This is a genomic window from Vibrio sp. 10N.261.54.E10 (genome assembly GCF_002877735.2).
Taxonomy (GTDB): Bacteria; Pseudomonadota; Gammaproteobacteria; order Enterobacterales; family Vibrionaceae; genus Vibrio; species Vibrio crassostreae_C.
Window position 1 is genome coordinate 119,451 of sequence record NZ_MCXE02000001.1, and the last position, 22,655, is coordinate 142,105.

The 22,655-nt window shown below is 45.5% G+C and carries 20 protein-coding genes; 11 read left to right on the forward strand and 9 right to left on the reverse strand.

Annotation, left to right across the window (positions count from 1 at the left end; genetic code table 11):
- Window positions 1–82: 82 nt before the first annotated feature.
- On the reverse strand, window positions 83–526 hold the full coding sequence (locus tag BCU07_RS00475; protein ID WP_017069475.1) for a GatB/YqeY domain-containing protein: 444 nt from the start codon (window positions 524–526) through the stop codon (window positions 83–85).
- A 25-nt stretch (window positions 527–551) separates the two neighbouring features.
- The gene (rpsU, locus tag BCU07_RS00480; RefSeq protein WP_004396009.1) at window positions 552–767 is read right to left on the reverse strand and encodes a 30S ribosomal protein S21; all 216 of its coding nucleotides are present in this window, start codon (window positions 765–767) and stop codon (window positions 552–554) included.
- 257 nt (window positions 768–1,024) lie between these two features.
- Between rpsU and tsaD the strand changes: the two genes are divergently transcribed.
- Both tsaD and BCU07_RS00490 read left to right on the forward strand, forming a co-directional pair.
- Complete coding sequence (gene tsaD, locus BCU07_RS00485) at window positions 1,025–2,041, forward strand: tRNA (adenosine(37)-N6)-threonylcarbamoyltransferase complex transferase subunit TsaD (protein ID WP_017061410.1); 1,017 nt, start codon at window positions 1,025–1,027, stop codon at window positions 2,039–2,041.
- Window positions 2,042–2,147: 106 nt separating this feature from the next.
- Window positions 2,148–2,963, forward strand: coding sequence for an alpha/beta fold hydrolase (locus BCU07_RS00490; RefSeq protein WP_102428403.1), 816 nt, complete (start codon window positions 2,148–2,150; stop codon window positions 2,961–2,963).
- Window positions 2,964–3,006: 43 nt separating this feature from the next.
- Here BCU07_RS00490 and plsY read toward each other — a convergent pair whose 3' ends face one another.
- Window positions 3,007–3,603, reverse strand: a complete 597-nt coding sequence (gene plsY, locus BCU07_RS00495; RefSeq protein WP_009847793.1) for a glycerol-3-phosphate 1-O-acyltransferase PlsY — start codon at window positions 3,601–3,603, stop codon at window positions 3,007–3,009.
- Window positions 3,604–3,741: 138 nt separating this feature from the next.
- Here plsY and folB point away from each other — a divergent pair, with 138 nt between their 5' ends.
- The 3 genes from folB to BCU07_RS00510 are packed head-to-tail and all read left to right on the forward strand — an operon-like array spanning window position 3,742 to window position 5,399.
- The gene (gene folB / locus BCU07_RS00500; protein WP_017061412.1) at window positions 3,742–4,101 is read left to right on the forward strand and encodes a dihydroneopterin aldolase; all 360 of its coding nucleotides are present in this window, start codon (window positions 3,742–3,744) and stop codon (window positions 4,099–4,101) included.
- The gene (folK, locus tag BCU07_RS00505; protein ID WP_017062921.1) at window positions 4,098–4,580 is read left to right on the forward strand and encodes a 2-amino-4-hydroxy-6-hydroxymethyldihydropteridine diphosphokinase; all 483 of its coding nucleotides are present in this window, start codon (window positions 4,098–4,100) and stop codon (window positions 4,578–4,580) included. Before folB ends, folK begins: the two co-directional genes overlap by 4 nt.
- A gap of 15 nt (window positions 4,581–4,595) precedes the next feature.
- Window positions 4,596–5,399, forward strand: coding sequence for an undecaprenyl-diphosphate phosphatase (locus BCU07_RS00510; protein WP_010434624.1), 804 nt, complete (start codon window positions 4,596–4,598; stop codon window positions 5,397–5,399).
- 91 nt (window positions 5,400–5,490) lie between these two features.
- Here BCU07_RS00510 and BCU07_RS00515 read toward each other — a convergent pair whose 3' ends face one another.
- The gene (locus BCU07_RS00515; protein ID WP_102428402.1) at window positions 5,491–6,807 is read right to left on the reverse strand and encodes a multifunctional CCA addition/repair protein; all 1,317 of its coding nucleotides are present in this window, start codon (window positions 6,805–6,807) and stop codon (window positions 5,491–5,493) included.
- Window positions 6,808–6,843: 36 nt separating this feature from the next.
- On the opposite strand from BCU07_RS00515, the gene BCU07_RS00520 reads away from it, so the two are divergent.
- Window positions 6,844–8,514, forward strand: a complete 1,671-nt coding sequence (locus BCU07_RS00520; protein ID WP_198599054.1) for an ExeA family protein — start codon at window positions 6,844–6,846, stop codon at window positions 8,512–8,514.
- Window positions 8,514–9,506, forward strand: coding sequence for a general secretion pathway protein GspB (locus BCU07_RS00525; RefSeq protein WP_017061416.1), 993 nt, complete (start codon window positions 8,514–8,516; stop codon window positions 9,504–9,506). Before BCU07_RS00520 ends, BCU07_RS00525 begins: the two co-directional genes overlap by 1 nt.
- A 105-nt stretch (window positions 9,507–9,611) precedes the next feature.
- Here BCU07_RS00525 and BCU07_RS00530 read toward each other — a convergent pair whose 3' ends face one another.
- From BCU07_RS00530 to BCU07_RS00540, 3 genes are all read right to left on the reverse strand, one after another.
- Window positions 9,612–10,223, reverse strand: a complete 612-nt coding sequence (locus tag BCU07_RS00530) for a TIGR04211 family SH3 domain-containing protein (protein WP_017062917.1) — start codon at window positions 10,221–10,223, stop codon at window positions 9,612–9,614.
- Between the two features lie 205 nt (window positions 10,224–10,428).
- A complete protein-coding gene (locus tag BCU07_RS00535) occupies window positions 10,429–11,691 on the reverse strand; it encodes an inorganic phosphate transporter (protein ID WP_017061418.1) in 1,263 nt (420 codons plus the stop codon).
- A 128-nt stretch (window positions 11,692–11,819) separates the two neighbouring features.
- Window positions 11,820–12,500: a TIGR00153 family protein gene (locus tag BCU07_RS00540; protein ID WP_010434644.1), complete on the reverse strand. Its 681-nt coding sequence runs from the start codon at window positions 12,498–12,500 to the stop codon at window positions 11,820–11,822.
- A gap of 207 nt (window positions 12,501–12,707) precedes the next feature.
- Here BCU07_RS00540 and BCU07_RS00545 point away from each other — a divergent pair, with 207 nt between their 5' ends.
- Window positions 12,708–14,225 (forward strand): inorganic triphosphatase, encoded by a 1,518-nt coding sequence (locus tag BCU07_RS00545; RefSeq protein ID WP_102428401.1) that lies wholly within the window; start codon window positions 12,708–12,710, stop codon window positions 14,223–14,225.
- Window positions 14,226–14,276: 51 nt separating this feature from the next.
- Here the strand turns inward: BCU07_RS00545 and BCU07_RS00550 are convergent, their stop codons facing one another.
- Window positions 14,277–15,026 carry a potassium channel family protein gene (locus BCU07_RS00550; RefSeq protein WP_102428400.1) on the reverse strand — a complete coding sequence of 250 codons (750 nt, stop codon included), beginning with the start codon at window positions 15,024–15,026 and terminating at the stop codon, window positions 14,277–14,279.
- A gap of 97 nt (window positions 15,027–15,123) precedes the next feature.
- Between BCU07_RS00550 and BCU07_RS00555 the strand changes: the two genes are divergently transcribed.
- The 3 genes from BCU07_RS00555 (at window position 15,124) to hldE (ending at window position 21,007) form a co-directional block, all read left to right on the forward strand.
- Window positions 15,124–16,380: a methyl-accepting chemotaxis protein gene (locus tag BCU07_RS00555; protein WP_048658011.1), complete on the forward strand. Its 1,257-nt coding sequence runs from the start codon at window positions 15,124–15,126 to the stop codon at window positions 16,378–16,380.
- 225 nt (window positions 16,381–16,605) lie between these two features.
- Window positions 16,606–19,455, forward strand: coding sequence for a bifunctional [glutamate--ammonia ligase]-adenylyl-L-tyrosine phosphorylase/[glutamate--ammonia-ligase] adenylyltransferase (gene glnE, locus BCU07_RS00560; protein ID WP_102428399.1), 2,850 nt, complete (start codon window positions 16,606–16,608; stop codon window positions 19,453–19,455).
- 121 nt (window positions 19,456–19,576) lie between these two features.
- On the forward strand, window positions 19,577–21,007 hold the full coding sequence (gene hldE, locus BCU07_RS00565) for a bifunctional D-glycero-beta-D-manno-heptose-7-phosphate kinase/D-glycero-beta-D-manno-heptose 1-phosphate adenylyltransferase HldE (RefSeq protein WP_050649505.1): 1,431 nt from the start codon (window positions 19,577–19,579) through the stop codon (window positions 21,005–21,007).
- Between the two features lie 129 nt (window positions 21,008–21,136).
- Here hldE and tolC read toward each other — a convergent pair whose 3' ends face one another.
- A complete protein-coding gene (gene tolC, locus BCU07_RS00570) occupies window positions 21,137–22,447 on the reverse strand; it encodes an outer membrane channel protein TolC (protein ID WP_076673950.1) in 1,311 nt (436 codons plus the stop codon).
- Window positions 22,448–22,655 lie beyond the last annotated feature (208 nt).

Sequence of the window (22,655 nt, forward strand, 5' to 3'; positions counted from 1 at the left end):
AATAATAGTTTGAATAGGTTACAGATACAAACAAGCCGTGCGTTCCGAAGGATTGCACGGCTTGTTGCAATTTGATTTGGGATTAAGCGAGTTTAGAACGAACTAAACCACTAACTTTACCCATATCTGCACGCCCTTGAATTTGTGGTTTCAAGATAGCCATTACTTTACCCATGTCTTGCATGCCCGCTGGTTGAGCTTCGGCGATTGCGCTATCAAGTAGTGCAATAACTTCTTCATCAGTTAGCGGTTGAGGCATAAAGCCTTCAAGTACCGTAATTTCTGCTTTTTCCACGTCAGCAAGATCTTGACGATTTGCTGATTCATATTGAGCAACAGAATCGCGACGTTGCTTAACCATTTTAACTAATACAGCAAGAATGTCGTCGTCGTTCAGAGTGATCCGTTCGTCAACTTCACGTTGCTTAATTGCTGAAAGAGCTAAGCGGATAGTGCCAAGGCGCGGTTTGTCCTTGGCTTTCATCGCTAATTTTTGCTCTTCTTTGAGTTGTTCAATAAGAGCCATAACTCAGTCCTTATGGATTAAGTTATTAGTACAGGCGAACGCGACGTGCGTTTTCGCGAGCTAGCTTCTTAGCGTGACGCTTTTGAGCTGCTGCTTTAGCGCGTTTGCGAACTGTAGTTGGCTTTTCGTAATGCTCGCGACGGCGAACTTCAGAAAGGATACCTGCTTTTTCACAAGAGCGCTTGAAACGACGTAGTGCAACGTCGAACGGTTCGTTTTCACGTACTTTAACTATTGGCATATGCCTTTCACCTCAGGGGTTATTCATTATCGCTGGCTACTCAGTACCAAATCAGAGAAGTTACCCATCGAGCTAACTCTCTATTCGCGTTTGGCCATTAACCAGCTTGATCAAAAATGGTGCGGAATTTTAATCCGATCACAGTGGCTTTGTAAAGCACTTTGTCGATTATAGTCTGTACAATATTTGTTTGAAGAGCTTAGGCAGGGTAATATTGCGCTAATTTCCCATTTTAGACGAAGCGTGCCGAGAAAATTATGCGCATTATTGGTATTGAAACCTCTTGTGATGAAACAGGAATCGCAATTTATGATGATGAGCAAGGGCTGCTTTCTCATCAATTATATAGCCAAGTAAAGCTGCACGCCGATTACGGTGGTGTGGTGCCTGAGCTAGCTTCACGTGACCACGTGAAAAAAACAATTCCTCTTATTAAAGCGGCATTAGCTGAAGCGAACCTAACGTCGAAAGACATTGATGGTGTGGCTTACACCGCTGGCCCTGGTTTAGTGGGCGCTCTACTGGTTGGTGCAACGATTGGTCGCAGTATTGCTTATGCGTGGGGGGTGCCTGCTGTGCCTGTTCACCATATGGAAGGTCACCTTCTTGCGCCAATGTTAGAAGACAATCCACCTCCATTCCCATTTGTGGCTCTGCTGGTTTCTGGCGGCCATACCATGATGGTAGAAGTGAAAGGTATTGGTGAATACCGAATCCTTGGTGAATCGATTGATGATGCAGCGGGTGAAGCGTTTGATAAAACCGCGAAACTGATGGGCTTAGATTACCCTGGTGGCCCATTGCTATCTCGCTTGGCAGAAAAAGGCACTCCGGGTCGTTTTAAGTTCCCGCGTCCAATGACCGATCGTCCGGGTTTAGATATGAGCTTTTCTGGTCTGAAGACGTTCGCAGCGAATACCATTCGTGATAACGATAATGATGACCAGACTCGTGCTGATATTGCTTACGCGTTTCAAGAAGCCGTTTGTGCAACCTTAGTAATCAAGTGTAAGCGTGCCTTGGTTGAAACGGGCATGAAACGTATAGTTATTGCTGGCGGTGTAAGTGCCAACAAACAACTGCGCGTTGAGCTTGAGGCGCTTGCTAAGAAAGTCGGTGGTGAGGTGTACTACCCACGCACTGAGTTCTGTACAGATAATGGTGCGATGATCGCTTATGCGGGCATGCAGCGCCTGAAGAATGGCGAAACGGCTGATTTGTCTGTTCATGCCACACCGCGTTGGCCTATTGACCAGCTAGAGCCAATTGCGTAATTGACTATAGTGTTTCGATAAACGGTCGCCTTGTGCGGCCGTTTTTATATCCTAGCTTACCGACCGTATGTCGATAAATAATTGCTGATAGAGATTAGGGAAGAAAATGAACAAGTTCACAGTAGACAATCAATCGATGGCGTACCTAGATGAAGGTCAAGGCCCTGTTGTTGTACTCGGCCACAGCTACCTTTGGGATAGTGCAATGTGGAAGCCGCAGATCGAAGCGTTAAAAACTCAGTATCGCTGTCTTGTTCCAGAGCTTTGGTCTCATGGTGAATCTCAAGCAGCACCCACTTCGATGCGTAACTTGAAAGATTACGCTCAGCACGTTTTGGCTCTGCTTGATCATTTAGAGATCGAAGAATTCTCAGTGGTTGGCTTATCGGTTGGCGGTATGTGGGGAACAGAGTTAGCGGAACTTGCACCTGCACGTATTAAGTCTTTGGTTCTAATGGATACTTTTGTGGGTTTAGAACCAGAGGTAGCTCACGCTAAGTACTTCAGCATGTTAGATACCATCACTCAAACCAAGACGGTTCCTCAGCCAATTGTTGAAGCGGTTGTTCCACTGTTCTTCGCTAATGATGCTCAAACCAACACGCCAACTTTAGTGGAAGGGTTTACTCAGCAGTTATCTGCTCTTGAGGGTGACAACGCTGAAGAAGTGGCACGAATTGGTCGAATGGTGTTTGGACGTCGTGACATGATTGAATCGGTAGAGAACTTTGCTCTGCCTGTTTTGATTGCTGTAGGACAAGAAGATAAACCACGTCCGGTACTTGAGTCATACCTAATGCACGATTGCATTACGGGCAGTGAATTAGTGGTGATTCCTGGCGCAGGTCATATTAGCTCGTTAGAGCAACCAGAGTTTGTGAACACAATGCTGAAGACGTTTTTAGATAAACATCTGCTATAAGCTTTAAATACTGAATATTATGGTTCGGTTTAGACGTGACAGTTTAAGCCGATTTTTTTTGTCCGAGTTTTGGTTCGCTGCCATCGAGTAGGCGGCGGATATTCTGGTGGTGACGTAACACGATCAAACAGCACAGCATGGCTACTGGCAATGTGTATTGAGGTTTGACTAACCAAGCGTAGAAAGGGGCAAGTAGCACAGTAACCAGTGCCGCTAAAGAAGAGTAACGAAACAAAAACGCGACCACTAACCAAGTCGCCATGATCATTCCGGTTAGATCGAATCCTATTGGGGCGATAGCGCCAAGTGCGGTTGCCACGCCTTTACCACCTTTGAAGTGGAAGAAGATCGGATACATATGGCCAAGACACGCCGCAATTGCCACAACCCCAAGAATGATTGGGTCGATCTTGAGGTAGTAGCCAAGCCAGACAGGGATAGTGCCTTTCAGCATGTCACACAAAAGGACGGCAGCTGCTGCGCCTTTACCGCCAACACGCAGGACATTGGTTGCTCCTGGGTTGTTAGAACCTACTGTTCGAGGATCTGGGAGCCTCAAAACTCGGCATATCAAGACCGCACTAGAGATTGAACCTAGTAAGTAGGCAGCAATGATCATGATAAGTGCCAATGGGGTCATGTCTGTCCTTTAACGGTTATACGCCTAACGATGGGAAAATAATGCTCAATCCAAGAGTAATTGATATCATATCTCGAATTACGCAAATAATACGTTTTTTTCCCCAATTTGGGTATCCGACCTCTAAAAGGACAAGTCATGGCACTGGATAAAGTTTTCATTGAGCAGCTAGAAGTAATTACAACGATCGGTGTTTACGATTGGGAGCAAGAGATCAAACAGAAACTGGTGCTTGATATTGAAATGGCTCATGACAACCGCCCAGCAGGCAAGAGTGATGATGTGGTTGATGCTTTGGATTATTCGAAAGTGAGCACTGCAGTACTTGAGCACATTGCAAATGGCCGTTTTCTACTCGTAGAACGTGTTGCTGAAGAAGTCGCAGAGCTTATTATGACTCAGTTCTCTGTGCCGTGGATTAAAATCCGATTGGCTAAACCTGGCGCAGTGCCACAAGCAAAAGCCGTTGGTGTGATCATCGAACGAGGTCAAGCATGACAGTAGCCTATGTTGGTGTTGGCACGAACATAGACCGCGACAAGCATGCAAGGGTGGCATGGACAGAGCTTCAATCGTTAGGGACTAACCTTAAATGCTCTAAAATCTATCACTGTGAGCCCGTCGGTTTTAATAGCCATCCGTTTTATAACTTTGTGATAGAGCTCGACACGTCACTCTCATTGACTGAATTTTCACAGCAGCTGCGTAAAATTGAGTTTAAATGGGGTCGCTCTCAAGATGCGCACAAACTACAAGATCGAAAACTCGATCTTGATATTGTGCTGTTTGGAGAGGAGGTTTCTGAGTGTGAACCAGAATTACCACGCAGTGATATCTACAAATATCCTTTTGTAACACAGCCGCTTTATGATCTTTGTCCTGCGCGAGTGATCCCGCAAGACGGAAGAACCGTCAGTGAAATATGGCAGAAGATGCAGCAATTAGACTCGCTCTCTGTCGTAGATATAAAACTATAATTTTTAAGGTAAGTAATGAGTTATTTTGAAGCGTTTATATTGGCGTTGGTGCAAGGCTTTACAGAGTTTTTACCTATTTCCAGTTCTGCACACCTAATCCTTCCTTCAGCTGTTTTAGGCTGGGAAGATCAAGGTTTGGCTTTTGATGTCGCTGTCCACGTTGGTACTTTGGCAGCTGTTGTTATCTATTTCCGTAAAGAAGTGGTCTCTCTGTTGAGCGCATTCTTTGGTTCAGTGTTTAAAGGCGATCGTAGTAAAGAAGCGAAGTTAGCGTGGATGATCATTCTCGCGACGATTCCTGCGTGTATCTTTGGCTTGTTGATGAAAGATATTGTTGAGCTTTACTTACGCAGTGCGTGGGTGATCGCGACGACAACGATTATCTTTGGTCTATTGTTATGGTGGGTGGACAAGAACTCAAGCCTGCGCGATGACGAATACCAAGCGGGTTGGAAAAAGGCGCTGTTTATTGGTCTTGCTCAAGCAATGGCGATCATTCCGGGCACGTCTCGTTCTGGCGCAACCATTACCGCGGCGCTTTACCTTGGTTTCACACGTGAAGCGGCGGCTCGATTCTCTTTCTTGATGTCTATCCCAATCATCACTCTGGCTGGTGGTTATTTAGGTCTTAAGTTGGTGACAAGCGGTGATCCAATCCATGTTGGCACTTTGCTAACGGGCGTTGCGGTGTCTTTCATCAGTGCTTACATCTGTATCCACTTTTTCTTGAAGCTTATCTCTCGTATGGGCATGACACCGTTCGTTATCTACCGCCTGATTCTAGGTTGTGGTCTGTTTGCTTTCTTAATGATGCAGTAACAGACACAGGCAACGGTCTCGCTGTAAGAATTGAAACAAAAGGCCCGCTTAACTGCGGGCTTTTTATACGTTTTAGGTAGAGCGGCGACGATTAACTGCTAGCGAGTTCTGATAGGGCGTTTTCAATTGCGATGGCTCTGCGTTTCTCTTGTTCTTCTCGAATATCTTTGCCTTTAAAACCATCGGTAATGATCGCTTTTACTTCGACTTGAAGCGCCGCTTGGTAGGCGACTTCAAAGCGCGCTTTTTGAGGATAAGGCTGATCTTCTAATCCTTTTCGGCCTGCGTGGTCGGCCTGGCAGCAAAGTAGTATATCGTCGAGCCTATCTGGCTTACGCCAAACATCGAACTTGTTGAGAACCTTGAGAAAGGTGGTTGGTTTGAGCTCGCCTGCGCGGTGGATATTAGAATGTTGCTCGCACACTAACAACGCAAGGTCTCTGAATTCATTGGGCACTCTGACTCTTTCACACAGCTTCTTAATGATTTTTAAGCCTGTATGGCAATGCATTTTGTGGCTTGGCCACTCGCTTTCTGGCGTGACGCCTTTACCTAAATCATGTACTTGAGCGGCAAAACGCACGGGTAACGATGAGCTTAATCGCGCAGCTTGCTGAGCAACCATCAGAGTGTGAATGCCCGTGTCGATCTCAGGGTGCCACTTTTCCGGTTGAGGTACACCAAACAGCGCGTCAATTTCAGGCAACACAACAGCCAATGCACCACACTCTTTAAGTATCGAAAGGAATACTTCAGGGTGCGGAGTACTAAGGGATTTATGCCACTCTTGCCAAACTCGTTCGGCAGTGAGATGTGCCAGTTCACCGGATTGAACTATCTCGCTCATCATCACCATGGTTTCTGGTGCAACCGTAAAGTTGAGGTGATGGAGTTTGGCGGCGAAGCGAGCCACACGCAGCACACGAAGAGGATCTTCAACAAAAGCGTCCGAGACGTGCCTTAGAATACGATCAGAGAGATCTTTTTGGCCATGGTAAGGATCGTAAAGCTGGCCTTTATCGTCTTGAGCAATGGCGTTGATGGTCAAATCTCGACGCATGAGATCTTCTTCCAAACTCACGTCTGGCGCGAAGTAACATTCGAAACCTGTGTAACCCGAACCTGACTTTCTTTCGGTGCGAGCCAGTGCGTGCTCTTCTTTGGTTTTTGGGTGTAAGAATACGGGGAAGTCTTTGCCCACTGCAGTAAAGCCAAGGTTTTCCATCTCTTGAGGGGTACTCCCTACCACAACCCAATCTCTATCATAGCTATCAATGTTGAGCAGCTTATCGCGCACCGCTCCACCGACTAGGTAGCGCTGTAGCCCATTGTCTTTTGGTAGGCTATCGTATATTTGCAACTTATCACCTCGAAATGTTTTATCACTGCTGGACTTTACTGCAAGCAATGGTACTTTCCATTAATCGTAATTATAGGGCAGCACATGTATAAGGAATATTTTGGCTTCGTTGAGATGCCATTTTCGATTGTACCAAATTCTCGCTACTTGTTTTTGAGTCAGCGCCATCAAGAAGCGATGCAGAACCTACAAGCCGGTTTAGGCGAGGGTGGGGGCTTTGCGATGCTTACTGGTGAGGTTGGTACAGGGAAAACAACGGTCGCTAAGGCGATGTTGTCTTCATTGGATAGTCATACTCAGGCTGGCCTTATACTTAACCCTACGTTTTCAAATACGGATTTACTAGAAGCTATCTGCGATGAGTTTGAGGTCGAGTACCCAGAACAAGCATCGTTGAAACAGCTCAGTCAGGCTATTCATTATTTTCTACTTGATAGCCATGCCGAAGGCATTCAAACCCTATTGGTGATCGATGAAGCCCAACACCTCGCTGCCGATGTGTTGGAGCAGTTACGCCTTCTAACAAACTTGGAAACCGACAATCGTAAGCTGTTAAAAGTACTGTTGGTCGGCCAGCCGGAATTACAACAGCACTTACAAACCACGCAGCTACGTCAGCTAGCACAGCGCATTACTGGTCGTTATCACTTACTGCCTCTTAATACCGAAGAAACGGGCAAGTACATCGCGTTTCGTTTGGAGACGGCGGGTGGCGAGCAGATGTTGTTTTCGAACCGTTCTATCAAGCTGATTGCTCAATATACGCATGGTATTCCAAGGCTCATTAACTTGGTGTGTGATAAAGCACTGCAGTTGGCTTTTCATGACGGTGAGCAGCTACCGAGCAATGAAACGGTTAACCGAGCGTGTCAGCAGGTTATGTCCTTTCAGGCCGATGTGTATCACGTCGAGAAAGCTCTAACTTCTCGTGTCGCGCCTAAGTTATTCCAATACGCAGGGATTGCGACGTTAAGCGTTGGTCTTGCAATAGCGACCTTTAACTTCGCTCCAAGCTATATCAATGCTTGGTTGCCTACGGATGCATCAAATGGAGCAAAGACGGAAGTGTTAGCACGTACTCAGCGTTCTTTGGTATCAGATGTTCCTAAGTTGGTTGCTGAGCCAAAACCTGCCAAGTTTGAATTGCCACAACACATTCAACAACATTTGATGCAGGGGACCAATCGTTCTCTCGCTATCAAAGACTTGTATACGCTGTGGGGATATCAATCTTCACTGCGTGATGGATTGTGCTTAAGTGAGCCACAAAGTGTTTTTGTGTGTGAGCAGCAGCAGGCCAGTTTGGATACCTTGTTAGAACTTGGTGTTCCTGTGGTACTTAATCTCGACATAGACCAAAAACCAGTGTTTGCTGTGCTGTATGGCGTGTCTAAGGATTCTGTCGAGTTGCTGGTTAATGAAAAGCTGTTGGTGATGCCGAAGCAATCCTTAGAGCAAATCTGGCAAGGCGATTACGTCGCTATTTGGAAGCAGCCGCTGCGAGAGACCCTTAAAGAGGGCTATCAAGGTGAAGCGGTTGCTTTGCTTGATCTACTGCTTTCTGAAGTATTAGGAGAGGTTGTTTCCGGTAATGATGTATTTGATTATGAGTTAAAAATGAAAATCGAAGCATTTCAAACGTGGCAAGGTATGTCTGTTGATGGCATTGCAGGTAAGCGCACCTTAGCAAGATTGCAGAGATTAGCTCAACTCGATTCGCCTAAGCTGATGTCACTAGAAGGGGGCGAAAGCTAATGTCACGCATTATGCACGAACTTAAACAGCCGTCTCACAAGCCATCTTCTATTAATCAGCACTCTCTTAGCAAACCAAGCTTCAAAGGCTACCAGAATCATCATGTTCCTAATTCTGCAAAAGGGATGAGCAACAAGCGAGGTTCATCGTTAGCGATGGGGCTACTCTTAATCTTGGTTCCTTCTTTGTTGGTGGGTGGCGTCTTGGCTTATCAATCGTATATCCAACAACAAGAAGCCGTGAACCAAGCTGCCAATGTCGCTCTGCCAGAATTTAAAACTGAATCAGACATTGAGCCTGAAATTGCGGATGCTGATATAGCAAGCATGGATGCCGTGTCTGAGGAAGAAGATGCCTTGTTCACCGTTCGCCCTGCACCGGCGAGCCAACCGTTGAAAGCATTGCCACGCCAAGAGATGTATGCACAGATTGATTCTGGCGCTAATCGTGCAAACACCGCTGGTGGCTCAGCAGTGATCTTCGCTAATGCTGATAACAACACTCAAATGACAGCCAGTTCTGAATCGTCATCCGTTCAGCCAGGCGCGAGTGATGAAACGACTGCTCTGCAATCAAGCACTGATCAGCAATCAAATAGTGACTTACAATCGGACAGTGATCTGCTGCAAGGGCTAGACCTCAGTGAGTTGCCACCTGATTTGGCATTGAAGCTTGAATCCATTATGGGGGAGCAACAAAGCGCTCCTGAGCCGATGGATTCTAGACCCTCAGGGCAAAGGGGTTCTCAGGTCATTGAGCTGGAAACGCACACCAATAGCTTATCAGGCGTCCTTCCTAAGTTAGACCTACAAACCCATATGTACTCGAGCAGCGAAACCAAGCGTTGGGTAAAAGTGAACGGTCAAGAAGTGGCGCAAGGAGATTGGATTGGACAAGACATTCAATTGCTGGAGATTAAGCCACAATCGGTGATCATAGAGTTCAATCAGCAGAAGATAGAAATCCCAGCTCTGTACGAGTGGAAAGGTTAGCGATTTCTATACGTATTTAGATAACAGACAAATAAAAAGGAGCACCTCGGTGCTCCTTTTTGATATTCGATACTGAATTTACTGTACCTGATACAAGCGTTAAGTCTACGCCCAACCGTTTGGTGATTTTCTGCGACGAGGCATGATGTGTGGCAGAACAAGGCCTAGAAGTAGACCAATACCCGCAACACCACCACCGTACATGAAGTACTTCAATAGTAGGTCGTCTTTTTGAGTGTCTAGCTTAGCGCGCAGTTCACGGTTCTCTGTTTGAGAACTCGTTAGCTGTTGGCTAATTTCACTGTAGTTCTGTTCTAGTTCAGCAATCTGCTTGTTACGAGAATCTAGAGAGCTTGCTAGGCCAGCTTTTTCGCTGTCAGCACTCTGACGAGCATTCGCTAGCTTGCCTTTAACTTCCGTCAGCTCTTTCTCTAGCTTAGGCATACGCAGTGCCATGCTTTCTTGAGTGCTTACAAACTTGCTTTCAACCCAACCTTTACGGCCACGGTTGTCTTGAATTTGGGTGTAACCCGTACTCTTGTTAGTTTGTAGGAATGTAATCTTTTCACCAGCATCAACACTACCGATGATACGGAATGTGTTGTTTGGGCCAGAATGCATATAAGTAAATAGTTTGTCAGCAATATAACGGTCTTGTGCAAAGGCAGCTGGAGCCGCAAGCATTGCGAACAAAACTAAGCTAATCAGTTTTTTCACAGTAAATCCCTTAACGATTCAAATTGGGTAGGCGTATGAGTCAGCCTCAATTAGCAAATAATATTTAGTTTCTTTATGCGGTGCAACAAAGAAGGGAGGCAAAGCCTCCCTTTCTGTGCGTTTGAGTCAATAATGACATGGCATTTACATATCGTTACTGAAGCTCACACTGTTCTGACGCTAGTATTCACTAACGCAGTCGCGATTACATAGTAAACGCAGCTTGAATTCCGTAGAAGAACACAACAGCAAGTAGAGCACCTGCAGGTAGTGTCACAATCCAAGAAGCCACGATATTACGTACAACGCCTAAGTTTAGTGCTGCGATACCACGAGCAAAACCAACACCTAAAACAGCACCAACGAGTGTTTGTGTAGTAGAGATTGGAAGGCCAGTACCTGAAGCTAGTACAACCGTACATGCAGTTGCAAGTTGTGCAGCAAAGCCACGGCTTGGTGTTAGTTCTGTAATACCAGTACCAACGGTTGCCATTACTTTATGACCCATTGTTGCAAGACCAACAACGATACCGAATCCACCTAGAGGAAGAATCCACCATGCGATAGTACTCTTACCTGTGATTTCACCCATGTGCTCAACGGTTGATACAACAGCAGACAGTGGACCAATCGCGTTCGCAACGTCGTTTGAACCGTGTGCAAATGCCATCGCACAAGCTGTGATAACCATGAGTACAGAGAAGATGCCTTCAACACCTGCAAAGCCGTGGTCTTCTTCGCGGTTAGCGAATTTCTTCTGGATGTATAGGTAACCGCCGATCATTACAAGCGCAGAAACGCCAGCAGCCCAAACCCATGCTTCAGTGTTGCTTAGGTGAAGACCAACGTGCTTAAGGCCTTTCTTGATGGTTACAAGTGCAATTACCATTGTTGTAATGAACATGTATACCGGTACAAAGCGTTTCGCGTTAAATAGCGGGTTCTCTGTATCAAAAATCAGTCGTTGAGCACTTACAAATATGACGTAAGCGAAGAAGCCGGAAATAACCGGTGTGATAATCCAACTACCCACAATACCTTGAACACTGTTCCAGTCTACCGCTTCAGTACCTACAGAAATACACGCAAAACCGATGATTGCACCGATGATTGAGTGAGTCGTAGAAACCGGCCAGCCCATGTAAGAAGCGAGAAGTAGCCATGTACCAGCAGCAAGAAGTGCTGACATCATGCCGTACACAAGTACATCTGGTTGATGAGCGAATAGAGACGTTTCGATAACACCTTTACGGATCGTGTCTGTTACTTCGCCGCCCGCAAGGTAAGCACCTGCGAATTCAAAGATCATTGCGATAATGATCGCTTGTTTAACGGTTAAAGCTTTAGAGCCTACTGAGGTGCCCATTGCGTTCGCAACGTCATTTGCACCAATACCAATAGCCATCAAGAAACCGAAAGCTGCTGCAACAATAATCAGGACAGTGCCGTAGTTAGCAAGGATATCCATCGTAATACCTAGTTGTTTGATAACAAGCGGAACAAATTTAGACGCAAAAAACCGCTCAGCGAGAGGAATACTCAGCGCATAAGTGGTTTGTTCAAAAAATGCTCTTCGTTATATGGTTAACGTATGATTTAAGATCGAGAAAGCATTACTTCAAGACGAGCGCCTACACGCTGTGCTTGATCTGCAATACCACCAACCCATTCAAGAATTTTGTATAAGAACATGATATCAACTGGATTCAGATCGCCTTCAATTGCCATTAGTTGTTGGCGTAGTTCGATCTGCATCGCATCCGTGTCATCTTCAATTACATCTAATTGATGAATCATTTCGGCAACGAGTGTTACTTCACGGCCTTTAAAGCCAGTCTCAAGTAATTCGTCTAATTCATTGATTACGTTTTGTGCTTGGTTCGCTGCATCTAGACAACGTTTAACGTAAGCGATGAAGTTTTCTTGCATAGGAGCAGGAATGACAAGTTGACGACCATATACACGGCCAGCAATGTCTTTCGCTAGGTTTGCGAGTTTGTCTTGTTGAGTTAATAGCTCCAACATATCGGTGCGATCAACTGGCATAAACAAACCACGAGGAAGTTTAAGGCGAATTTCACGTTTTAGTACGTCAGCTTCTTTCTCAAGGTGAGAAATTTGAGCTCGAATTTCTGATGCTTTTTCCCAGTCACCTTTTGAAGAAACTTCAAAGAAATTAACTAGGTGAGAACAACATTCGTTCACGCATACTACGTGACGCTGCAAAGGTTTAATTGGGGACTTTGCAAATAACCCCATAATTGTATTTACTGGCATGGTCATCCAACCTAATAAATAATAACCTTAAAACAACATACACCATATTCATGGTGAAATGTTAAGCGATGGCTACAAAGTCGCGCATGTTAACCTAATCAATCTCTCATTAAAACTGTTTTAGATCATCATAAGGGCGATATTTCTGACTTGCCGACTTTTCAAATTGGCAATATCCTGTCCCTATCTTCACAGAAAGGTATAACTATGGAAACCGAGATAGAACTGAAGTTTTTTGTTTCTCCTGAATTTTCAGAGACTTTACGCAATAAAATTGCTGAAACTAAAGTACTTCAGCACAGTTGTCGTGAGCTAGGTAACATCTACTTTGACACCGCTGACAACTGGCTACGTAAGCACGATACAGGCTTACGCATTCGACGCTTTGATGACGTATTTGTACAAACCGTAAAGACTGCTGGTCGTGTGGTTGCTGGCCTGCATCAAAGGCCTGAATACAATGCAGAACACGACAGCAACGAACCTAAGCTAGCCCTGCACCCAGAGGATATCTGGCCAACAGGTAAAGACATCGAAACGTTGCAAGCTGAGCTGACTCCTCTGTTCTCTACCAACTTCACGCGTGAGCAGTGGTTGATTGGTATGCCTGATGGTAGCCAAGTCGAGGTCGCATTCGATCAAGGCTTTGTTGAATCAGGCGACCTGCAAGAACCGATTTGCGAAGTCGAATTGGAACTTAAATCCGGTCAAACGGATGCGCTATTTACATTGTCTCGCCAATTCTGCGAACAAGGTGGCATGCGTTTGGGTAACCTAAGTAAAGCAGCTAAGGGTTACCGTCTTGCTCAAGGTTATCAAGGAGATGAAGTTACTCCTTTGACCTTAGTTGATACTGACAAAAGTGATACCGTTGAATCGTGTTTTATTCAATCTTTAGAGCATGCTCTCGCTCATTGGCATTATCACGAGCAGATTTTCACAGAGCGTCAATCGATTGAAGCTTTGCATGAGATCAGTCACTCGCTGAGTTTTATTCGCCAAACTTTCACTATCTATGGCGGCATTGTCCCTAGACGAGCAAGTGCGATTTTACGTCAAGAGTTGAAGTGGCTTGAGCAAGAGCTCGACTGGCTGAAAAGCTATGATCACTTCGAAGACTTGCTGGAAGATAAAGGCCATGTACTACGTAAACTCGATGCGCGTAAGTTCTTAGTCGCTGAGCTTAAAGAGATGCAAGATCAACTGCCAGATCGTGAAGATCTGCTTACCTTGCTGAGTTCTGCTCGATACACTGGGTTATTATTAGATCTGAGCCGTTGGATCTTGTCTCGTGGCTGGCAACCTTTCTTAGATGAAAAAGCACGTGAGCAAATGGCTCGTGGTATCGAATGGTTTTCCGTGCAGCAACTCGATCGCACATGGGCCGATTTGATGGAAGCTTTCCCGCCAGAGCGAGTGATGACTAGCCAAGCGTATATTGATCAGCAATACCGTTTGATGCGTAATCTGTATTCTGGCGTTGGTTTCGCGAGTTTGTATGATGACGATGAACGAAACAGCTTCCGCTTGCCATGGGCCGATATGGTGCAAGGCATTGATGACTTGCTGGCACTTAAAACATTAGAGCCTTTGACTGAGAAGCTGGAAGGCGATGAGAAGCTTCAGCTAGAGCGTTGGTTAGCTCGTCAAGAAGTGTCCATTCTGCATGCGATGGAACAGACACGCCAAATCAGTGTTGAGGTTGAGCCATACTGGCAAGACTAAACTCGATACCTGTATCAATAGAAGTATGAATTTGAAAATAGGGCTCGGGCCCTATTTTTTTGTTTGTTGCTCAAGTTTTTCGAGTCGCTCTAAGATTTTCTGTTGCTGCTCGATGATCTTCTCAAGGTGTTTCTCTTTGTTTTCCGCTCGTTGATTCTCATGATGAGTTGGGGAGGTGATCAAAGAAGTAATCAAGCCTGAAATCATACCAAACACACCGACACCACAGATGATCACCATTGAAGCCACTAACTGACCGGAAATTGTCACTGGGTAATGGTCGCCATAACCCACAGTACTGATGGTCACAAACGCCCACCATAAAGCATCATGACCTGTAGTGATGTTGGCGTTCGGATCTTTGTGTTCCAATAGCAGGATCGTGCCAGCACCGATAGTCAGTAAGATCACCAAAAGCAGAATGATGGAAGCGAAAGTGGTCTCTTTCCTATTACGAAATAACTCTCTGAAAATACGTTTACTTGAACGCAGAACTAAGATGACTCGCAGAATTTGAAAAATACGGGCGAAACGAAGAGGCTCGATCATTGGGATACTTGCTAAGAAATCGATCCAGTGTACTTTTAGAAATTCTTTTTTGTTTTGTGATCTAAATAGATCAATTGTGAGCTGAAAAAGAAAAACACTACAGATTATAAAATCGAGGCCGATAAGGACTTGTTTCGATTCTTTATCGATCGGTACGAACAATAAGCCTGAGATCACAAATAACGCTAAGAAAGAGAGAATCAGTGACAATAAGCTCATCGGCTTGGTGGCGTCTTTGGTATTATTCAACATTCATACGAGGCTCAAAATAAATCGCGAACTTTGACTGACATAGCCACCTCGCGGATATAGAAGCCATCAATATATAAGAATTAATGGAGAACTGACAATGACTAAACTGTCATTCAAGCCGTGGGAAAGGATAATCTCTGACGTTCGTCTCGTTCCAAAAATGGTCATGTTGATGATATTCAGCACTATCTTGATCATTTCGAAGCAGCTATGGGACGCAAGTACGTTTTACGATTCATTGCTTGCTGTAACGAACAATGCGCAAGTCGCACAACAGCATTACGAGACTTACCTAGTTCAAGTGGCTTGGCAAACAGCCTTGATGATCATTGTGTTTGTGGTTCTTCTGTTAGCAGCGGCGCGCGTTATGCTGCGCCAGACTCAATACCTTAATGACGCCATTAAAACCATGGCAGATAAGAACTTATCAGTGCCGATTCAAATGGATTGTAAAGATGAATACGGCGATGTGGCACGCGAACTTGAAAAAACTCGCGTCCAACTGAACGACATGATCAAAACTCAGGTGGCCTCTTCTGATGAGCTGTTTGCTCTGACGGAAGTGATGACCATCAGCATGTCTGAAACCAAAGAGTCAGCTCAAGAAGAGTTCAACGAGATCGATCAACTGGCAACAGCAATGAGTGAGATGACGTCGACGGTGCAAACTGTCGCTGAGCATGCACAAAGCGCTTCGTCATTGACTGAACAGGCATCAGGCCAAGCTCTTACTGGTCAGAAGTTCGTTCAAGGATCAGTGTCTAAGATGAGTGAGCTATCTTCAGATATCGCAGCATCTGCAGCAGCGGTAAACCAAGTAGAAGAACGCGTTGACTCAATTGGCAGTGTGGTTGGTACTATCCAAGGCATTTCAGAACAGACAAACCTACTAGCATTGAACGCTGCAATTGAAGCGGCACGTGCCGGTGAAGCGGGTCGTGGTTTTGCGGTTGTTGCTGATGAGGTTCGTAACCTTGCACAGCGCACTCAGCAAGCGACGGTAGAGATTCAAGACATGATCAGTCATCTACAAAGCAGCGCTAACTCTGCGGTAGAACTGATGGAGAAGAGTGTTGTTGAAGCGGCTGAAGGTGTTGATCTGGTGACTAACGCGGGAAGTGAGCTTGACGGCATTGTAAGCCAAGTCAATCAAATCAATGATATGAATTTCCAGATCGCGACCGCTGCAGGCCAACAGAGCAGTGTTGCTGAAGAGATGAGCGTCAACCTGACCAATGTACGCGAGCTTGTTGAAGCTTCAGTTGTGGTGGTTGGTGAACTGCTCGAGACCTCTCAGCTTATGGAAAGTAACGCGCAAGAACTCGACGGTAAGATTAAGCAATTTAAGGTTTAGTCCTCAGCACCCAATCTTCATCCGTCAAAGGCTAATTCCCAGAGACTGTTTCTCGGTTGTAAGCTCAACCAGATAAGTTAATCGATAAAACGCCCACATTGCTAATGTGGGCGTTTTTTATTGGCGTAACTTTGGTATAACTTATCTTTAGTTATGAAAACTCGTTATTGAAGAACTGAATCGATAAACCGATTGTTCGGCGCGCAGCTTATACAAGGAAGAAACATGCCATTGCCTTCTCAACTCATCACTCACTCCCAGCCTGCTTTTGAGCAATTATTAGAGCATCAAAGTGAAGCCATCAATACTTGGTCTGAGCCACTGACTGAAGATCTTAAACGTGTACTCGGTTTAAGCTGTTTTATTGGTGATTGCCTGCAGCGTGATACGGTTTTATGTGGTGACTTACCTAATATGTTGGCATGCGAAGAACGCGCTGAAGGATACCGAGAACGCTTGGCTGAATTACTTTCTAGTTGCACCGATGAAATGAGCGGTCAGCGCGTGCTGCGTCAATTCCGAAATCGAGAAATGACCTACATTGCTTGGCGTGATTTTATGGGTTCGTGGGAGCTAGAGCAGAGCCTAAATCATCTATCGATGTTGGCTGAGGCGATGATCTTCGAAACCTACCAATGGCAGTACGATATTTGTTGTAAAGAGTGGGGCACACCTTGTAATGAACAAGGCGAAGCACAGCCGATGTTGATCATTGGTATGGGCAAGCTAGGGGGCGGTGAGCTTAACTTCTCTTCCGATATCGATCTGATCTTCACCTACCCAGAGAATGGTGAAACCCAAGGTGCAAGACGCAGCATTGCCAATGCGCAGTTCTTTACACGTCTCGGGCAACGTATTATTAAGGCGCTTGATCAGCAAACCTTCGATGGATTCTGTTATCGAGTAGACATGCGCCTGCGTCCATTCGGTGAGAGTGGTCCACTGGTCATGAGTTACGCTGCGCTAGAAGATTACTATCAAGAACAAGGTCGCGATTGGGAACGCTACGCTATGGTCAAAGCGCGTGTGATGGGCAGTGAGATGTACCCTGAGTATCAAGAGCTTCGCCAAATGCTACGCCCGTTTGTGTTCCGCCGTTATATTGATTTTAGTGCGATTCAATCTCTGCGCCGAATGAAGTCTATGATCAGCAGCGAAGTGCGTCGTCGTGGTCTCTCGAACAACATCAAGCTTGGCTCTGGTGGTATTCGTGAAGTTGAGTTTATCGCACAAGTCTTCCAATTGATTCGTGGTGGACGCGAGCCTAGCTTACGCGGTCGAGGGTTACTCGAAACCTTAAGTGCGATTGAATCCCTTCATCTGCTAGAGTCTGAAGAGGTGGGGCACCTACGTGAAGCTTATCTGTTTTTGCGTCGCCTTGAGAACCTGTTACAAGCCATGGCTGATAAGCAAACTCAAACCTTACCTGACGGTGAATTCGAACAACTGCAGCTTGCGGTTGCCATGCAATTTTCCGATTGGGATAGCTTGATTGTGGCAACTCGCGCCCATATGGCGAATGTACATACCGTGTTCGAAGACCTAATTGGCGTTGATGAAGATGACGCTAATCCGATCGCGAGCCACTTTAGCGAGTTGTGGGATATGGCCCATAAACCCGATGTAATTGAGCACGTGTTGGAACACGACATTGCGGTCGCGAGCCCGCCTGATGCGGCGAAAACGATCATTCAGTTTAAAGCCGATTTGGCTAAAAAGACTCTTGGCCCTCGTGGGCGGGAAGTCCTCAATCGACTGATGCCGAAAGTGTTTCAAGCGCTGTACACCGCTAAGGATGCCGAGTTTGGTTTGTCGCGAGTACTGCATCTGCTGCATAAAATCGTTACGCGTACCACTTACCTTGAACTACTAGATGAACACCCTGCCGCGTTGACTCAGCTAGTTCGCCTGTGTACGGCAAGCCCGATGATTTCGGAGCAGTTGGGTCGTTATCCAATTCTGTTAGATGAACTTATCGACCCTCAGCAACTCTACAATCCCGTGCCTTTAGAGTCTTACAAGACCGAGTTGCGTGATTATCTAGCCCGTATCCCTGAAGATGATATGGAGCAACAGATGGAAGGTCTGCGTCAGTTTAAGCAGACCTGTATATTGAGAATTGCAGCCGCGGATATTGCGGGTGCTCTACCTGTCATGAAGGTCAGTGATCACCTGACCTACTTAGCAGAAGCCATTGTGGAGGCGGGGGTCAATCAAGCTTGGTTACAAGTATCCGCCAAGTTTGGTGAACCGACCCATGTTAAAGATCGCGAAGGTCGCGGTTTTGCTGTCGTTGGTTATGGCAAAGTCGGTGGTTGGGAGCTTGGTTATAACTCCGATCTCGATATCGTGTTCATGCACGACTGCCCGGTACACATCTATACTGATGGAAAGAAAGAGATCGATGGACGCCAATTCTACTTAAGATTAGCGCAGCGTATTATTCATATTTTCTCGACCAGAACTGCTTCTGGCATTTTGTACGAAGTCGATACTCGCCTACGCCCTTCTGGTGCATCTGGTCTATTGGTGAGTCCAACCGATGCCTTTGACGAGTATCAGCACAATGACGCGTGGACATGGGAGCACCAGGCCCTCACTCGTGCTCGTATGATTTACGGTGATGACTTATTGGTATCTGCGTTTAACAAAACTAGGCATGAGGTTTTGTGCTTGCCACGAGATGAGGCAACACTCAAAAAGTCAGTTGTGGATATGCGTGAAAAAATGCGTGGCCATTTAGGCGGTAAAAAAGCCGATCGATTCATGCTTAAACAAGATGCGGGCGGTATTACTGATATTGAGTTCTTGGCGCAATACTTAGTGCTGAGATACAGCAACGAGAAACCTAAGCTTACTCGTTGGTGTGACAATGTGAGAATCTTTGAAAGCTTGTTGTCGCAAGGGATAATGGACGAGCAACAAGGTATGGCATTGACCAATGCGTACACCACATTAAGGGATGAAATCCACCACCGTAATCTACTTAACCTTGATGCGGATGTGGCGATTGAAAAGTTCGAAATGGAAAGAGAACATGTTGTTCAAGCATGGAAGCAGTGGATGGAAGCATAACCCAGTCATACAGTAATGACGGATGTACCTATCTTGATAGGCTTTTACTCATTTATCTATAGTTTAGCCTCTGTAATCAGTGTGCTAGACTCTAGCCAGATTCGATTTTTGGAGATCCATAATGAAACCAATTCTACCTGACTACAGCCAATCAGGCGTTCTTGTTGTCGGTGACGTAATGCTTGACCGTTACTGGTATGGCCCAACTGGCCGTATTTCACCAGAAGCGCCAGTCCCCGTTGTAAAAGTAGAAAATAACGAAGAGCGTCCTGGTGGTGCAGCCAACGTAGCAATGAATATTGCTTCTCTTGGTGGCCATGCTCATATCGTTGGTTTGACCGGTAAAGATGAGCCTGCTGAGGTGTTAAAAAATACCTTAGGCGCACTAAAGGTTAAATGTGATTTCGTTGAGTTAGAAGATTACCCAACCATTACTAAACTGCGAGTGATGAGCCGTGGTCAGCAGCTAATTCGCCTTGATTTTGAAGATAAATTTGAGAATACGGATCCTGAGCTGGTTTTATCTCGTATGGAGCAAGCGCTTCCAAATGTGCGCTCGGTAATTCTATCTGATTACGCAAAAGGTGCGTTGGAGCACGTGCAGAGCTTTATCCAAAAAGCGCGCGCAGCAAAAGTTCCTGTGTTTATCGACCCGAAAGGCGCAGACTTTGAACGCTACCGTGGAGCAACGTTGCTTACACCAAACATGGCTGAGTTCGAGTTGGTGGCTGGCAAAGTAAAATCTGAAGAAGAAATGATCGAAAAAGGACTCGCACTGATCGAAGAGTTTGATTTTGAAGCATTGCTAGTGACTCGTAGTGAACATGGTATGACACTACTTCGCAAAGGTTTAGAACCATTCCATTTGCCAACCCAAGCGAAAGAAGTGTACGACGTAACTGGTGCTGGTGATACGGTTATCTCAGTACTGGCTGCGTCTGTTGCAGCTGGTAAGCCATTGGATGAGGCGTGTGCATTAGCGAACGCTGCAGCTGGTGTCGTTGTTGGTAAGCTAGGTACGTCAACGTTATCCACGATAGAGCTAGCTGAAGCGATTCACGGCAGTCAAGACACAGACTACGGTGTGATCTCAGAAGCGGCACTGGTTGAAGCGGTGAAGCGTGCTCGTGCGAAAGGCGAGAAGGTAGTTATGACCAATGGCTGCTTTGATATTCTACATGCTGGTCATGTTTCTTACATGAATCACGCGGCTGAGCTGGGCGATCGTTTGATCGTTGCGGTAAATACCGATGAATCAGTGAAACGCTTGAAAGGCCCTGGTCGCCCTGTGAACCCAACTGATCGTCGTATGGCGGTATTGGCTGGCTTAGGTGCAGTTGATTGGGTTGTGCCATTCTCTGAAGATACACCTCAACGTTTAATCTCTGAGGTATTGCCAAGTATTCTTGTGAAAGGTGGTGATTACAAACCTGAAGATATCGCTGGTGGTGCGGAAGTGATTGCTGCTGGTGGTGAAGTTAAAGTACTTAACTTTGAAGATGGTTGCTCTACGACTGAAATCATTAAAGCGATTAAAGGTGGTCGAGGCTAACTCTTAGCCTTCCCGTTTTCTAGTCTCAAGGCTTAACTTTGAGCTAGGTTGAGAATTAGCTTTCAATAGATAATAAAAATGCCGCTCAATGAGCGGCATTTTTGTAGGGGTAACTTAAGTAATTAATAATTACTTACTTGCTACTTTTAGACCTGCGTTTACATCAACAATGTCTTGTTCGCTTAGCGTACCAACCGCTTGACGAAGCTGAAGTACACTTAGGATGTAGTTGTAACGAGCATCTGAAAGGTTTTTGTTCGCATCGTATAGACGACGAGTCGAATCTAGTACGTCAACGATAGTACGAGTACCAACATCAAAACCAGCTTCTGTTGCTTCTAAAGCAGACTGAGCAGAAACTACAGACTGTTCGTAAGCGCGTAGAGCACCGATCGAAGCACTGATGTTGTTGTTGAATGCACGTACGTCTTTTACAACGCTACGGTAAGTCGCTTCTAGATCTTCACTTGCTGCAACGTAGTTGTATTCAGCCTGTTTAGTCAAAGAAGTCGTGTTACCACCTGTATATAGAGGCACAACTAAGTTCAAACCTAGGTTTAGGTTGTCTTGGTCGTAATCATTTGAGCTGTTTGATTGATCTGCAAGAGAGTAGCTACCATCTAACGTTAAGCTTGGTAGGTGACCAGAACTTGCTAGTGTGATGTTGTCTTTTGCTACATCTTGAGAAATACGAGATGCTAAAAGGCTCAGGTTCTTTTGCTCTGCTTGCTCAACCAGTGCAGCAGCAGATTCAGAAGATTTGCTTGCTGAGAAGCGATCAGTGTCTAGGATGCTTAGGTTAGAGTGTTCCTGACCTGTAATCTCACGTAGACCTTCGTAGTTATTAATCAGAGTGTTCTCTGCTAACACTTCGTCAGCCAATACGCCATCGTACTGAGCTTGCGCATCATGTACATCGGTGATTGCTGAAAGACCGACTTCAAAACGTTGCTTTGTTTGTTCTAGTTGACGAGCAACTGCGGCTTTCTCTGCACGAACAAATTCTAGGTTATCTTGAGCTCGAAGTACTTCAAAGTATGCTGTTGCTACACGTAGGATCAAGGCTTGTTGCTCTGCCGCGTACGCTGAATCAGATTGACGAGCAGTTTTCTCTGCCGTGTCTAGCGTGATCCATGAAGAGCGTTGGTAGAGCTCTTGAGAAAAGTAAATCCCAGCTCCCCATTGGTTATTGTCATTGTTTTTATCGCTTAAATCACCACGGTTGATATCGTAGTTAGCTCTTAAATCAATTTGTGGTAGCAAATCACTACGGCTTGACGTTACTGCTTCAAAAGCGGCATCGCGCTGCGCTGCTGAACGAAGAAGTTGTGGATCGTTCTGTTTTGCTTGGTCGTAAACTTCAGCTAGCGTATCAGCAAAAGCTGACGAACTCAGGCTGCCAATTGCTGCACTGATAAATAGTGGAAGCAGTTTTTTCATTTTCCTATTCCTGCCTTTTATGGAATTTTCTTTAGAAGAGTTTAACCCAGTTTGGTGGTAATTTACTCGAAACTTTGCACTTTTTTACAGTTAACTGTCCACTTGTGCAATATTTATTTTTTAAAGCTTAACTTTAATTATAAATTTTATATAAAAAGTTGAACCTTATCCTTGGTAGTTAACTCGGACAATGAGTAAACTATAAAGA